Below are 14,453 nucleotides of genomic sequence, written 5' to 3'. Positions count from 1 at the left end.
GTGTGCGCCGGGCTGCGCTACGAAACCCAGGAGACCAACCATACTTTGGGACTGACCCACCTGTCGGGACGCCTGAAGCGACGGTCGCTGATTGTGATATTCTCCGATTTCGTCGACACCATTACGGCGGAGCTGATGATCGAGAACATGCAGGTGCTCGCCCGGCATCACTTCGTCGTCTATGTCGCCTTGCGCGATCCGATGCTGGCCAAGCTCATCGAGCCAGAGGAAACGACGCTCGATGCCGTCGCTCGCTCGGTTGCGGCGCGCCAGATCCTTCAGGAGAGGCGCGCCGTCATGGAAAAGCTGGCGCGTCTCGGGGTGCTTTGCCTCGACAGCACGCCGGAGGCACTGACTTCGGATCTCATTGCGCGCTACATCGAAATCAAATCCCGTGAGATGATATGATGGATATCGGTATCGACGGCAGGATGGATAGGCGCGCGACAGTCAATGTCGACGCCGTTCAGAACGATACGCTTCGTTCGGCCCGCTTCCGGCTGGAGCGCGAGGCACACTGGCGTCAACTGGACGAACTCGTGACGCGTGCCGAGAAAGAGGGCGCAGCCACACTCGGCTATGATGAAGTCCGCAATCTCGCCACCGGATACAGGCAGGCGATGAACTCGTTGAGCGTGGCACGCGATATTTCTCTCGATCGCGCCTTGATCGCCTATCTGGAAAGCCTCTGCGCCCGGGCCTATCTCGTCGTCTATGCCCCGCAGGAAAGCCTGGGCGGCCTGATGTCGCGCCTGCTGTTGCACGGCATTCCCCAGGCCGTGCGTCGGTCGGCCCTGCCTTTGTTCATCGGCTTCCTGGCGCTCATTTTGGGCGCGCTAGCCGGATACAGGCTCTGCGCCAACGACCCGAGCTGGTTCTATACCTTGGTGCCGCCGGAGATGGCCGACCAGCGCACGCCTGATGCCTCGACCGATTACCTGCGCTCGACCATCTATGGCGATGAAGGGCATGACAGCGACCGGCTGGCCGCATTTTCCGCCTTTCTCTTTTCCCACAACACCACCATCGTCATCCTGATCTTCACGCTGGGTGTGTTCGTGTCGGTGCCGAGCTTCATCCTGACCTTTTACAATGGTCTGATCCTCGGCGCGTTCTTCGCGATGTTTTATCGCAGAGGGCTCGGCTACGACGTCTTCGCCTGGCTCTCGATCCACGGCGTGACCGAGCTTGCGGCCATCGCCATTGCCTGCGCGGGTGGGGCAAGGCTCGGACTTGCCGTTCTCCTTCCCGGTACCAGAACCCGAAAGGAAGCCTTGCGCCACCAGGCGCATGATGCCGTCAAGCTCGCCATCCTGGCGGCGCTGATGCTCATCGTGGCAGCCTTCATCGAAGGGTTCCTGCGTCAGCTGATTCAGGATCCGTTCTGGCGCATCGCTATCGGCTGGGGGATGGGCCTCTTCTGGGTAGGCTGGCTGCTGCTTGGAGGTCGCGAAAGCAAGGTTTCGCGCGAGGCCATGCGATGAGCCAGGCAGTCACCGACGGCAAGCGCATCGAGCAGTTCATCCCGCCGGAAGGCGTCCCGATCACCTTCGCCATTGCCTCGATCGGAACCCGTTTCGGCGCGCAATTCCTCGACATCGTCTTCACCTCGATCATCATGTTCGTCTGCGCTGTGGCCATCCTCTTCACAGGCGTGCTGCCCATGACCGCCGAGGCGATGCTCATGGTGCTGCTCGGTTTTCTGGTGCAGATCCCCTATTACATTCTCTCGGAGCTCATCTGGAACGGACGCACGCTCGGAAAGAGAATCACGGGCATCCGCGTCATCAACATGGACGGACGGCGGCTCACGCCGCACCAGGTGACCGCACGCAACCTGATGAAACAGGTGGAGATTTTCGCCCCCATGGGCCTCTTGGCTTCGGTCGGCRCGCAGTCGGCCTGGGAAAACGGTCTGACGAGCCTCTGGCTTTTAGCGGTGGTCATCGTCCCCTTCACCAACCGACGCCGGCAAAGGCTTGGCGACATCATCGCCGGCACCCTGGTGGTCGACACTCCGCGCTCCGTACTGCTCTCCGATCTCGTGCTTTCTGCTCCTGCCGCCGCATCATCGCAGGCGGAGTACGAATTCTTGCCGGAACATCTCGATGTCTACGGCAAATATGAGCTGCAGACGCTGGAGGACGTGCTTCGCGACTCCACAAAGAGGTCCAATCATAAAGAGATCGAACAGATCGTTCGAACCATTACCCGAAGGATCCGGTATGAAGACACCGTGAAGCCCGGCCGGGAGCTGGTTTTCCTGAATGAGTTCTATCGCGCCCAGCGCGAGCATCTCGAGAGCTTGAAGCTCTTCGGCACGCTTCGCGAAAACAAATATCATGAGCATTCGCGATCAGAGGCGAAGAAACTGGTTTGAAGCGACGTCGTTTCCGAAACAACGCGCATCTAGGGCAGGAACAGTACGTTGTACTGATCGAAATCGCCCGGCAGCTCACGGACCTTCATTTCCTCTTCGCGATCCTCGAACAGCACGAGGCAATCCTCGTAGAAGCCTGAGAGCATTGATATGAAGGCCTTCGTTCCCTCCGGGCCGTAAAAAAGCGGCGTGAACTCCATGTAGAGCGGCACGCGGCGGGCAAGCAGCGGCTGCATTGAGCGGCAGGCGACCGGCTCGTAGCCCTCGATATCCATCCAGACGAGGCCGATTGCGGCCGGATCGACCGAAAGCCCGGCAAGGATTTCGGAAACCGGCTTCACCGGCACGCTGATCTTCTTGTCTGTCGGGCTTTGGCGGATGGCGCTGCTCTTGCCGTGATTGTTGAGGTTGAGAAAAAAGTCGATCTCGCCTTCGCTCTCGCCGGCGGCGCAATGGACGAGCCGGACCTTCTCCTCCAGCCGGTTCTGGCGGATGTTAAGTTGAAGCAGCGGGAAATTGCGCGGATCGGGCTCGATGCTGACGATCTGGGCGTAGGTGTCGCTGAGGGCGAAATAGACGGTCTGGGTGCCGATATTGCCGCCGATCTCGAGCAGCGTCGCATCCTTTCTGAGCAGGCCGCGCTCGCGCAGGATGACGATCAGCCGGTCGACGGCCTCGCGCTCGAAATGGCCCTTTCGGAAGACCTTGCGGCCGATATAGTCGGCCGGCGAGAAGGTCATCAGGTGATCACCAGCGTCGACCGTCATCGAAACCACACGCGGGCCGATATTCTCGATCAGCAGGCGGCGGCCGAAGCGGGTGTCGAAGAAGCGCGAAGCGGTCGCATTGCGCGCCCTGCGCAGCCGGCGGCTCCAGTATTTGGCGGTCAGCCAGGGCTTGCCGGGCATCAGGTTTTTCCTTCGAGCGGCTCTGCCGCTTTCTCTCTCGGAATGACGTAGACTTTCAAGGGCAGGGCCCGGCCGCGCACACTGATTTCACGGCTTTCGATGCCGGCGAGATCGGCACCCGAAAGGCTCGCCACCGGCTCGGAGATGACGATCGCCGCCTCGAACTCCTTGGCAGCGCTTTCCAACCGGCTCGCAACATTCACGGTATCGCCGATCGCCGTCATGCTGCGCACCCGGCCGTATCCCATCGTGCCGACGACGGCGGGGCCGGTGTGAATGCCGATCGCGATGCGCAGCGGCAGCGCCAGTTCGTCGGCGAGTTCTGCGGCGAGTTTCTCGATCTCGGCGACGATTGCTGCTGCTGCATTGAGCGCCTGGCGGCAGGCTTCCTCCGGCGTGGTATTGAGTCCGAAGAGCGCCATGGCGCCGTCACCGATGAACTTGTCGAGCCGTCCGCCCGCCTGCTCCACCGCCTTGCCGATGATGGCGAAATAGCGGTTCAGCAGGAAGACGACATCGAAGGGCAGGCGGGTTTCCGTCAGCGTGGTGAAATGGCGGATATCGACGAAGAGCACGGCGATCTCGCGCTCACGGCCGGGGCTCGTCTCCTGGCTGTTGGCAGGAAGTGCTGCCTCGGTCGCCGGGACGAGAAGCGGCGCGACCGCAACGTCGCGGTTCGGACGAAGCTGGCAGGCGAGCCGGACATCCGGGCCGGCATTGATGCGCCTCAATGTCGTCTGTTCCATCTTGTCGGGGGCAGGCAGGCTGTCGTAATCGCCAAGGATCTGCACGCGGCAGGTGGAGCACTGGCCCTTGCCGCCGCAGACGGCATAATGCGGCAGACCGCCGAGCCGGCTTGCTTCCAGCACTGAGAAGCCGCGCGGCACGCGGATGACCTCGCCGCCCGGATAATTTACGGCGACCTGGTCAAGCCGCTCCTTCAGCTTGCGCCGGGCGCGGGCAGCGACGACGATGAGCAGCGAGGCCGAGAAGGCGCCGTAGAGCCCGGCGCGGATCATGGCGACCTGACGGTGAACTTCCGGGTTAGAGGCGTAACGGGTGTTGATGCCCTCCTTGTAGGCGCTGACCGTCATTGACTGCTGGTAGGAAGGATCGGCGAGCGTCCGGCCCATTTCGACGAAGCCGAGCAGCGAGAGCACCGGTACGAGGATCGCAAGCGCCAGCAGCAGTGGCGCAAAGTCTGGATACCAGGAACGGTAGCGCAGCCAGAAATGGATGCCGATGCAGCCGTGGATCCAGACGGCGACGACACCGAGCGCCTGCCGCGCACCGTTCGCCGGATTCCGGATCCAGAGCATGCCGACGACCGTCTCGTAGTCRTCGATGTAGCCGTAGAACTCGTGGGCGATGCGCGTGCCGATGACATGATCGAGGAGCAGCAGCGGGATCAGCAAGCCGAGCACGATCTGCGCCATTTCCCCCTTCGGCATGACGAGGCTGCGGCGCATGTAGATGGCGCGCAGCACCAGCGCGATATGGGTGAGAACCGACGAATAGAAGATGGCGGTCCCCAAAGGATTGCGCCAGATCGCCAGGAAGAGGTGGGCGGCTTTATCGGCGGCGGTAACCGAAATCAGGCCAATCGCATGGTTCGACAAATGCAGCAGGACGAAGATGAAAATGACGAGGCCGGAACCGAGCCTCGCCCTTCTGATCGTACGCTCCGAAAAAATCCCTGTGGCCGAGACCGTCGTCATTCATTCCCGTTCTTGTCGATGTAACCGCAGGCCCATAGAGATTGAGAAAGAGGCGGAATTGCTTCGATCGCGATCACATTCCATATGCTTATGCGCAAGTTTTAATGAAGGGGACAATAGCGGAATTTTCGTCATAGGCACGAGTGCCCATTGTAAACAGTATGTCTTACCTGAGGTGTCCCAATGCGGGTGGCTTTTTACGCGCCGATGAAATCGCCGAACCATCCGGTGCCATCGGGCGACCGGCTGATGGCGCGGCTGTTGATCCGGGCGCTGGAGCTTGGCGGACATAAAGTCGACCTCGTTTCCGAATTCCGCACCCATGCCTCGACACGGGAGGCGGCAGCGGCGCTCGAACCCGCCATCGGCGCCGAGCTGGAGCGGCTGCGGCTGACATGGAAATCCGCGCCGCGACCGGAACTCTGGTTCTGCTATCATCCCTATTACAAATCGCCCGATCCCTTGGGGCCGGCGATATCAGCCGAGTTTTCCATTCCCTATGTCACCGCCGAAGCCTCCTATGCGGCAAAACGCGACCGGACCGGCTGGGCAGCATCACAGAAGCGCGTGGGCGAAGCGATCATGCAGGCGGCGGTCAATATCAGCTTCACCGAACGCGACCAGGCCGGGCTTGCAGCCGCATTTCCGCAGGCGCGGCTTGCCGAGTTGAAACCCTTCATCGACACGGCACTGTTCGAGAGGGTGTCGCCGGCGCCCGATCCGCGCCGGCTGATGACGGTCGCGATGATGCGGGCCGGCGACAAGATGGACAGTTATGTCATGCTCGCAAAAGCATTGCGGCTGATCGAAGACCGACCCTGGACGCTTGCCGTCATCGGCGATGGTCCGATGCGCCAAGAGGTGCAGGGTCTGTTTGCCGGCCTTGCCGGCCGCATCGAATGGCTGGGCGAGCGGAATGCCGTCGAGATCGCCGAACTGCTTGGGCATGGCGGCATCTATGTCTGGCCCGGTTGCGGCGAGGCCTATGGCCTTGCCTATCTGGAAGCCCAGGCCGCCGGCCTGCCCGTCGTCGCGCAGGAAACGGCAGGCGTGCCAGCAGTGGTCGAGGCTGGCGTGACCGGCCTGCTGTCGCCGGATGGCGATGTCACCGCCTATGCCGAGGCCGTGGCTGCCCTGCTTGACGACAGGCAAAGGCGCGACGCCATGGGGCAGGCGGCGCGGCGCTTCGTGCTTGGGCAACGTTCGCTTGTGATGGCGGCGCAGGTATTGAACGGAATTTTGCGGGACAATGCAGGAATAGGAGTGACGTGATGACCGACAGGATGGCCTGGGACCCTCTGCGCCGCGAGCTTGACCGCTGGCAGGMTGCCGGCCGCGTGGCGCGGTTCTGGCTGCGGGATGACGATGCTGTCGAGCCGACCCTGGCGCTGGAGATGCTGATCGCGCTGGCTGGCGAAAACGAGGTTCCGCTGATGCTTGCGGTCATTCCCGGCCTGACCGGCGAGGCGTTGGCCGTGCGGCTGGGGGAGGAAGCAGACGTCGCTGTCGCCGTGCATGGTTGGTCGCATAAGAACCATGCGGGGCTTAAGGCGAAGAAACAGGAACTCGGCGGCGAGCGGYCGACGGAGGTCGTGCTCAGCGAGTTGGGTGAGGGGTTCCGGCTGCTGGAACGGCTGCATCCGGCCCGCTTCCTGCCGGTGCTGGTGCCGCCGTGGAACCGGATCGACGCTGCCCTCATTCCGGCGCTGCCGGCGCTTGGATTTGCAGCCCTTTCGGTCTACGGCCGGGCAAAGCATGGCAGTCCGGTGCCGCTTCTCAACACACATGTCGATATCATCGACTGGCATGGCACGCGCGGCGGACGGGGCGAGGCGGAATTGGTGACCGAGCTGGTGGCGGAGCTTCGCGACCGGTTTGCCGGCAGCGACGAGCCTATCGGTGTCCTCACCCACCATCTGGTGCATGACGCGGCCGCATGGGACTTCCTGTCGGCCTTGTTTGCAGTGACGGGCGGGCATCCGGCCGTCCGCTGGTCATCGGCATCGGAACTGCTAGAGCATGTCGCGTAAAAGTGCGCCGCGGTTTTGCGATAACGACATGCGCAAAAGCAAGACCTAAAGCGCGAGGAGCGAATCTGAAAGATCGCGACGCGCTTTAGGGCCTTAGACATTGCCGATCAGGCGGCGTGAACGCGTCCGAGGAAGTCTCGCATGAGTGCTACGACGTCATCGAGATGCGTCTCGAGCAGCCAGTGGCCGCCGCCGAGCAGATGCAATTCCGCATCCGGCAGATCGCGCAGATAGGCCTGAGCCGATTTTTCCGGCATGTAGTGGTCGTTCGGCCCCCAGACGATCAAGGTCGGAGGCTGGTATTCCTGCAGATATTTGCGGTGTTCCGGGAACCAGGCCCGGTTCTCCTTCAGTCCGGCGATCAGGTCTATGGCGATTTCCTTGCGGCTTGGCGTGATCAGCGACCAATGCAGCTTCCAGAGATCCGGCGGGATGGTGTCGGCCAGAGAGGGCGGCAGATCGTTGAGGAATTCCTCCTTGAAAGTCTCCTCGCTGACCGCTTCCGCCAGCACCTTCCTTATCTCCGATTCAGGAAGCGTCCACGTCGCCTCGATATCCGCATATTTCGGCCCGAGGGCATCTTCATAGGGGATATCGCCATTCTGGATGATCAGCGCCACGATCCGCCGCGGGTCTCTGATCGCCAAGCGCGCACCGATCGGCGATCCGAAGTCGTGGAGGTAGAGGACAAACCGGTCGACATTCATCGCGCTGACGAAGGCCTCCAGCCAGGCAGCGTATCCATCGAAGCTGTAGTCGAAATCATCAGGCGTGCCGCTGTAGCCCGCACCCGGGAAATCCGGCGCAATCAGGCGCCAATGGTCGGCAAGGCGCGGTATGAGATTGCGAAATTCATAGGATGAGCAGGGATATCCGTGCGGCAGCAACAAGACCGGAGCATCTTCTCGGCCGGCCTCGCGGTAGAAAGTCTCGACCCCTGCAACCGTCATCCAGCAATGTCGCACGAGAGTGGACCTCGAGCCTGCGGCGCTGCCGCTCACTTTCGGTCCTCCTCATGCTGCTCGGCGCCTTCCACCGGTCGCAGCCACGGCTCGCGGCGCTTGATCCAGAGTTCGTAACGCGGCACAAGCGGCGTCGGCGCCTCGGACAGGATGCCGAGTTTGATTTCCGCCTCTTCGTCATCGACGGAAAACAGCCGCGAACCACAGCCGGTGCAGAAATGCCGACCCTGGAACTCGCCGGTTTGCCCTGAATGTTCGAATTGGCCGGCGGGCCAGATCCCGTAGAAGGTAAAGGCCGAACCGCTTTCTTGTCTGCAGTCCGTGCAATGACAGATTCCAACGCGCAAGGGTTCGCCCCGGACAGAAATGTGCACCTGCCCGCAGAGACACTTTCCGGAAAGCACGGTCATGACGGAGCCTGTTTCGTTGATTTGCGCTGCCGGGAAAACGGTCTGGCCCGGCATCTGTTCCGTGGCGACGAAGCAGGCATGCTCGGTTCGACTTCGTCGAAGAGCTTCAGACTGGACAAGATAACGGGAGGCCCCTAGCGGACCTACTCAATCACCACGATCTGATTGTCGCGGGCGGCAAAGGACTCGGGGAAGGCTGCCTGCGCTTGCATTTCCATCTGGGCCAGCTGTTCGTCCGTGCGGGAGGGGGCATGGTGGAAGAGCGCAAAGCGCTTGGTGCCCGCCATCTTCGCAAGCTCGGTGCCGTGCTGCCAGGTCGAATGGCCGAAGCCCTTGAAACGCTGCATTTCGTCTTCGTTGTAGGTGCAGTCGTAAACGACGAGATCGGCATCCCGCATCATCTCCAGCGAAACCGGATCGTAGCTGCCTGGAATATGCTCGATGTCATAGACGAGAGCGACCGAACGGCCCTGCCATTCGATGCGGTAGCCGATGGCGCCGCCCGGATGGTTCAGCATGAAGGTCTTGATCTCGATGCCCGCATGGGGCGTCAGCACCTGGCCGGCGTGGAAATCGCGGAAGTTCATCGTCGCCTGGCAGATGTCGGTCTTGACGGGAAACCAGGGCGGGCTGATGAACTGCTCGACCATTTCCCGCGTGCTCATCTTGCCATCGAGATGGCCAGACCAGATGTTGACGTTGATCGAGGGGTAATAGATCGCCTTGAAGAAGGGCAGGCCGATGATGTGGTCATAATGGCAGTGGCTGAAGAACAGGTCGACGTCGCTGACACTGTCGGCGAGCAGCGAAAGCCCAGCCTCACGCAGGCCGGAGCCTGCGTCGAAGATCATCCTATGTTCTCCGCAGCGAATTTCGATGCAGGAAGTGTTACCGCCGTAGCGATCGAACTCGGGGCCCGACACGGGAATACTGCCGCGGACGCCCCAAAATTTTACCTGAAACAAATCTGTCGTCATCGTTCTTCAAACCGGCCTTCCCACGTCGCCATCGTAGTCATTGTTCATCCCGATGCGAAGCAGTAGAATTCCACGGGTTTGCCTGTGCCCCCTTTCATTCTCCTAACCGCTAGCGGAAGAAGAAGTAGATTTTCCTAAGCAATCGGCTTTCGCTTCGGAAAGCAACCCAGTATGGTTCGTTTTCGGTAAACGGGCTGCTGAGCGCGGGATTTTCCCGTATGTCATGCCTATTAGATGGTTGCGCGCGATTGAAAAAACAATTGCTGCCCTGTTGAGCCGAAAAATCCAGTTTTTTGAGCAGTACGCAAGCCGGGCCAAAGGGCTTGGTCCAACAGGCATGGGGCACCTGTATTGTGGTCAGGCCCTGCTCGACCCGGTCACTTCCACGTTCTCCGGAAAAACCAGCATCATATGAGAAAATTCTAATTCCCATTCTGCGAATGCTTCCTTGATTGAGAAGGCCAGAAAGAGATATATCCGACGAAACAGAAAATATAAGAGACTCGCCCATGTTGCAGCCGGTTATAAACGAGACCATTGCCGAGAGCAGCTACAGGCGCATTCGGGCCGACATCATTTTTGGTCGGCTGGCGCCAGGACAAAAGTTGAAGTTGGAAAGCTTGAAGGAGTCCTACGAGACCAGCATCAGTACGCTTCGAGAAGTGCTGAATCGGCTGTCCTCCGAGGGGCTTGTCGTTGCCGAGGGACAAAAAGGTTTCGAAGTGTCTCCGGTGTCCGTTTCAGACCTCAAGGAGACAGCGGCACTCAGGCTTCTCCTGGAAACACATGCGCTGGAACAGTCGTTCGTGCATGGCGACGTTGAATGGGAGGCTCCCCTGGTCTCGGCGCATTACAAATTGGCACGGATGGAACAGGTGATGGCATCGGGCGACACCAGCAGGGCGGAGGACTGGAAGCGTTACGACTGGGAGTTTCACCAAGCGCTGATATCCGCCTGCGGGTCGAAACTGCTGATGGAGACGCACTCGGTGATCTTCGACAGATATCTCAGATATCAGATGGTCGCCTTGTCCTATCGAGGCGATGTCGCGGCCAATGAACACCAACAGCTTTTGGATGCGGCGCTGCGACGTGATGCGGAGACGGCCAAGCGCGTGCTTGTGCTGCATATCCAGGGCGGGGTCGAACATGCGCTGGCAAGAGGGACGCTGAAATAGAGATGATCCGGAGGTTTCTCTTCGCGCTTTAGGTCCACCAACACAGATGACATTTCGGCAAAACCAGGAAAAGCCATGCTCAAGCAAGTCCACGACCCGGCTGAAACAGTAAGCGATGTCGTCTTCCGGCAGATCCGCGAGGATATCATATCCGGGACATTGCCGCCGGGAGCCAAGATCAAGCTGGAGCAGGCAAAGGAGCGCTACTCCATCGGCATTTCATCGCTGCGTGAAATTCTGAGCCGCCTGACCACGGAAAACCTCGTTGTCGCCGAGGGGCAGCGTGGCTTTGAAGTCAGCCCTGCTTCGCGCCGCGAACTTCTGGAGCTCGCCGACCTCAGGATCGTTCTTGAAACGCATGCGATCGGCCTTGCCTTCGCTGCGGGAAATCTTGAATGGGAGGGGCGTATCGTCGCCGCCCATCACCGGCTGGCTGCCGCCGAACGCAAGCTCCTTGCCGGCGACGTGTCGCGGACAGTCGACTGGGTCCGATACGACTGGGAGTTCCATCAGGCGATCGTCTCGGCCTGCAATTCGGCGACGCTGATGGCGACATTGTCGTCTGTCTTCGACCGCTTTCTTCGTTACCATATGCTGGCCGAGAGTTTTCGCGGAAAGCCAGTCGTCGATGACCACAGGCTTCTGTTCGAACTTTCCATTCAGCGCGACGTCGCGGGCGCGACCGACGTCGTCAAAAGGCACGTTCAAAGCGGCGTGGAGCATGTGCTCAAGAGCGGCCGGATTCGCTAGAGCTTCCAGGAAAGTGCGAAGTGGCTTTCCAAATCAAAAGCTTAGAGTGGCTCTGCGCTCCATGAAAAGCAGAACCGCTCTAAACCTGGACCTCAGGAGGCGTCTGTCGGAATTCCTTCCGGACGCATCTGTTTCTTCAAAGCGGCGATCCGGAAAATAGCGTTCGGCGCGCCGTAGCCGCGATAGCCGCGGCGCTCGACGATCTCGAAAAAGAAACCCTCTCCATATGTTCCGCTATAGAGCTGGAAATATTCGCCATGCTCGTCCCGGTCATAGAGGATGTTTTCCGCCTTCAGCCGCTCGGTGAGTGCAGGATCGAGGCCGAAGCGTGCTTCGACGTCATCGTAGTAGTTCGGCGAAATGTGCAGTGATCTGAAACCGCACACACGAAGGTTTTCGGCGGTCGCAAAGATGTCGTCGGTCAAGAACGCCAGGTGCTGGATGCCGGCCCCGAATTTCTCGGCCATGAAATGTCCCGCCAGCGTACGGCGGTTCTCGGCGCCGTTCATGGTGATGCGCAGCGCCCCGGTGTCGTTCTCGACGACTTGGCTGCGGACCACCCCCGCTGGATCGATGATGTCGACCATCGGGGTCTTCCGCGTCTCGAAAATGGACGTGTAGAACAAAAGCCAGGTGAGCATTTCATCGTAGCCGACCGTCTGGGCGACGTGATCAATGCGCAAAAGGCCTGCCGACGGCGCGTCGCTGTCGTCCGTGACCGGCTGAAAGTCGATTTCGGAGAAACGACCCAATGCGCTCTTGTCGTCGATGAGATAGATGATCCCGCCCCCCACACCCCGAATGGCAGGCAGCTCGAGCTCACCATCTGCGACAGGCTGGATGAATGGCTCGGCATCCAAGGCGAGCGCCCGCTCATAGGCCTTTGCCGCATCGTCGACGATCAGGGCCATGGCATATGCAAAAGTACCGTGAACGGCGTAGGCCGCGTTGGCAAATCCTGCCTGATCGACATTGACGAGGATCCGGATCTCGCCCTGCTCGAAGAGAGAGACTTTCTTCGTGCGGTGGATCGCCGTCTTTTTGAACCCGAGGGTGCGCAGCAAGGCAACCAGCTCGACTTCGTCTTCCTCGTCCGTGGCAAACTCGACGAAGCCGACGCCCTTGACGGAAGGCCTTTCCGGCATCGCCGCCCCGGTCATGCTGCCGATGCCGAGATGGCGGCGCACCTGATCGCCAAGATAGATCAGCGAGCGGTGGCCGTCGGCGGCAATCGCCCGCGACAGACCGCCTCGAAACTGGTCGTTGAAGATCTCCAGGGAGAAATACCCGTCATACCCTGTCGCCGCGACGGCTTCGGTGAACGCCGTGACGGGCAGGTCGCCTTCACCCGGCATGTTTCGGAAGTGGCGGCTCCAATAGAGCAGGTCCATGTCGATCAGCGGAGCATCGGCAAGCTGGACGATGAAGATCTTCTCCTTGGGAATCGAGCGGATGGAATTGACGTCGATCTTGCGTGACAAGGTGTGGAAGCTGTCGAGGATAAGGCCGACATTTGGATGATCGGCGCGACGCACGATCTCCCAGGCGTCGCGATGGTCGCTGATATGGCGACCCCAGGCAAGCGCCTCGTAGCCCACCCTCAGTCCACGCCTGGCGGCACGCTCGCCGAGTTCATGAAAGTCCGCCGCTGCCCGGTCGATGCCGCCGATGGCTGCCGGCGAGACGTTCGAGCAGACGAGCACCAGGTCCGTTCCCAGCTGCTGCATGACGTCGAACTTCCGTTCCGCGCGGTCAAACGTGCGGCTTCGCAGCGGCTCCGGCATGCCTTCGAAATCACGAAATGGCTGAAACAGGGTGATCTCCAGGCCATGGTCGCGGACGAGTTTTCCGACATCGGCCGGGCTTCCGTCGAAGGCGAGGAAATCATTCTCGAAGATCTCGACGCCGTCGAAGCCCGCTCGGGCGATCGCCTCGAGCTTCTCCGGAAGTTCGCCGCTGATCGTGACAGTCGCAATCGAGGTCCTCATGTCAAAGCCCTTCCGATATCCGTGCGAGATTGAACGAGCGCCGAACACGACGATGCGTTCCTGAAAACCGCTCGCTACTATTATGGCAAATGTCGTGAGGAATTCAAATAGCGTGTCTTATGATAAATTCTCATATGATTTTAAAAAACTCTGTTGATTTGAGGGTCCTTCTCTGGCAATCATTCCTCACACAGTCAAAAGGTGAGGTGGCTGTCCGGTCGAATGACCGCCAAAGGAGGAGGAGTTACATGTTCAAGTCTTTGCTAACGCGCCGAAACGCGATGCTCGGAGCTGCGGCCCTGGTGGCTGCCGTTACCCTGGCGCAACCGGCCGCCGCCATCACGCCTGATGAAATCAAGGCTCGCGGCAAGATCATCGTCGGAATTCAGGGCGACAACCCGCCCTGGGGCTTTGTGACCAGCGGCGGCAAACAGGACGGCCTCGATGCCGATATCGCAACGCTGTTTGCCAAGGAACTGGGTGTTTCCGTCGAGTTCGTGCCGCTTGAAGTCAACAATCGCATTCCCGCACTGACGGCCGGCCGTGTCGACGTTCTGTTTGCCACGATGGCGATGCTGCCGGATCGCGCAAAGGCTGTGCAGTTCAGCAAGCCCTATGTTGCCAACGCCATCGTTCTGATTGGTCCGAAATCCGCAGAGATCAAGACCAATGCCGACATGGCCAAGTTCACTGTCGGCGTCGCCAAGGGTGCAGCCCAGGACACGCAGGTGACCAAGAACGCACCGCCGAGCACCACCATCCGGCGCTATGACGGAGATGCCGCGAGCGTCCAGGCCCTGGTGTCCGGCCAGGTCGAGACCCTCGGGGGCAATATCTTCTATATGGACCGGGTGGAGAAGGCCCGTCCGGGCGAATTCGAAAACAAGCTTGAATTTCAGAAGCTCTATAACGGTGCTTGCACGCGTCTCGGCGAAAAGGAAATCAATGCGGCGATCAACACCTTTATCGACAAGATCAAGGCAAACGGCGAACTCAAGACCGTCTACGACAAGTGGATGAAGGTTCCAGTTCCGGCATTCCCGGAAAAGCTGGAAGGCATTCCGTTCGCGGCGAACTGAAAGCTCATAAATCGAGAATTTAGTCGAGGAGGTGGGCATCCCTGGTGATGCCCGCCAACGCTACCATCATGTT

13 protein-coding genes and 1 pseudogene are annotated in these 14,453 nt (G+C 60.2%); 8 read left to right on the top strand and 6 right to left on the bottom strand.

Annotation, left to right across the window (positions count from 1 at the left end; translation table 11 throughout):
• The 3 genes and pseudogenes from AC1ECN_RS19715 to AC1ECN_RS19705 form a co-directional block, all read left to right on the top strand.
• A pseudogene (locus AC1ECN_RS19715) lies at positions 1-408 on the top strand (DUF58 domain-containing protein); the annotation flags it as partial.
• A complete protein-coding gene (locus tag AC1ECN_RS19710) occupies positions 408-1,484 on the top strand; it encodes a stage II sporulation protein M (RefSeq protein WP_130673847.1) in 1,077 nt (358 codons plus the stop codon). The pseudogene AC1ECN_RS19715 and the gene AC1ECN_RS19710, both read left to right, overlap by 1 nt.
• A complete protein-coding gene (locus tag AC1ECN_RS19705) occupies positions 1,481-2,380 on the top strand; it encodes an RDD family protein (protein WP_477953883.1) in 900 nt (299 codons plus the stop codon). The genes AC1ECN_RS19710 and AC1ECN_RS19705 overlap by 4 nt, the downstream gene beginning before the upstream one ends.
• A 29-nt stretch (positions 2,381-2,409) precedes the next feature.
• On the opposite strand, the gene AC1ECN_RS19700 is transcribed toward AC1ECN_RS19705, so the two are convergent.
• Together AC1ECN_RS19700 and AC1ECN_RS19695 are read right to left on the bottom strand one after the other, a co-directional pair.
• Positions 2,410-3,288, bottom strand: coding sequence for an FkbM family methyltransferase (locus AC1ECN_RS19700; RefSeq protein WP_130657179.1), 879 nt, complete (start codon positions 3,286-3,288; stop codon positions 2,410-2,412).
• Positions 3,288-5,006 (bottom strand): adenylate/guanylate cyclase domain-containing protein, encoded by a 1,719-nt coding sequence (locus AC1ECN_RS19695; RefSeq protein WP_130673846.1) that lies wholly within the window; start codon positions 5,004-5,006, stop codon positions 3,288-3,290. Before AC1ECN_RS19695 ends, AC1ECN_RS19700 begins: the two co-directional genes overlap by 1 nt.
• Before the next feature lie 183 nt (positions 5,007-5,189).
• Here AC1ECN_RS19695 and AC1ECN_RS19690 point away from each other — a divergent pair, with 183 nt between their 5' ends.
• Complete coding sequence (locus AC1ECN_RS19690; protein ID WP_130673845.1) at positions 5,190-6,278, top strand: glycosyltransferase family 4 protein; 1,089 nt, start codon at positions 5,190-5,192, stop codon at positions 6,276-6,278.
• A complete protein-coding gene (locus AC1ECN_RS19685; protein WP_477953880.1) occupies positions 6,278-7,036 on the top strand; it encodes a polysaccharide deacetylase family protein in 759 nt (252 codons plus the stop codon). Before AC1ECN_RS19690 ends, AC1ECN_RS19685 begins: the two co-directional genes overlap by 1 nt.
• A 107-nt stretch (positions 7,037-7,143) precedes the next feature.
• On the opposite strand, the gene AC1ECN_RS19680 is transcribed toward AC1ECN_RS19685, so the two are convergent.
• The 3 genes from AC1ECN_RS19680 to AC1ECN_RS19670 all read right to left on the bottom strand — a co-directional run bounded on the left by AC1ECN_RS19680 (position 7,144) and on the right by AC1ECN_RS19670 (position 9,385).
• Complete coding sequence (locus AC1ECN_RS19680; protein WP_130673843.1) at positions 7,144-7,986, bottom strand: alpha/beta fold hydrolase; 843 nt, start codon at positions 7,984-7,986, stop codon at positions 7,144-7,146.
• A 47-nt stretch (positions 7,987-8,033) separates the two neighbouring features.
• Positions 8,034-8,408 carry a GFA family protein gene (locus AC1ECN_RS19675; protein WP_026236819.1) on the bottom strand — a complete coding sequence of 125 codons (375 nt, stop codon included), beginning with the start codon at positions 8,406-8,408 and terminating at the stop codon, positions 8,034-8,036.
• 143 nt (positions 8,409-8,551) lie between these two features.
• On the bottom strand, positions 8,552-9,385 hold the full coding sequence (locus AC1ECN_RS19670) for an MBL fold metallo-hydrolase (RefSeq protein ID WP_018071502.1): 834 nt from the start codon (positions 9,383-9,385) through the stop codon (positions 8,552-8,554).
• 509 nt (positions 9,386-9,894) lie between these two features.
• On the opposite strand from AC1ECN_RS19670, the gene AC1ECN_RS19665 reads away from it, so the two are divergent.
• Together AC1ECN_RS19665 and AC1ECN_RS19660 are read left to right on the top strand one after the other, a co-directional pair.
• On the top strand, positions 9,895-10,563 hold the full coding sequence (locus tag AC1ECN_RS19665; RefSeq protein WP_018494407.1) for a GntR family transcriptional regulator: 669 nt from the start codon (positions 9,895-9,897) through the stop codon (positions 10,561-10,563).
• 75 nt (positions 10,564-10,638) lie between these two features.
• Positions 10,639-11,313: a GntR family transcriptional regulator gene (locus AC1ECN_RS19660; RefSeq protein ID WP_018482622.1), complete on the top strand. Its 675-nt coding sequence runs from the start codon at positions 10,639-10,641 to the stop codon at positions 11,311-11,313.
• Positions 11,314-11,405: 92 nt separating this feature from the next.
• Here AC1ECN_RS19660 and AC1ECN_RS19655 read toward each other — a convergent pair whose 3' ends face one another.
• On the bottom strand, positions 11,406-13,301 hold the full coding sequence (locus tag AC1ECN_RS19655; protein WP_130673842.1) for a bifunctional sugar phosphate isomerase/epimerase/4-hydroxyphenylpyruvate dioxygenase family protein: 1,896 nt from the start codon (positions 13,299-13,301) through the stop codon (positions 11,406-11,408).
• Positions 13,302-13,549: 248 nt separating this feature from the next.
• On the opposite strand from AC1ECN_RS19655, the gene AC1ECN_RS19650 reads away from it, so the two are divergent.
• On the top strand, positions 13,550-14,380 hold the full coding sequence (locus AC1ECN_RS19650; protein ID WP_130673841.1) for a transporter substrate-binding domain-containing protein: 831 nt from the start codon (positions 13,550-13,552) through the stop codon (positions 14,378-14,380).
• The last annotated feature ends 73 nt before the right edge of the window (positions 14,381-14,453 follow it).

It is taken from the genome of Rhizobium sp. 01N447_2, assembly GCF_056399245.1.
This window is presented reverse-complemented; position numbering and strand designations above follow the sequence as displayed.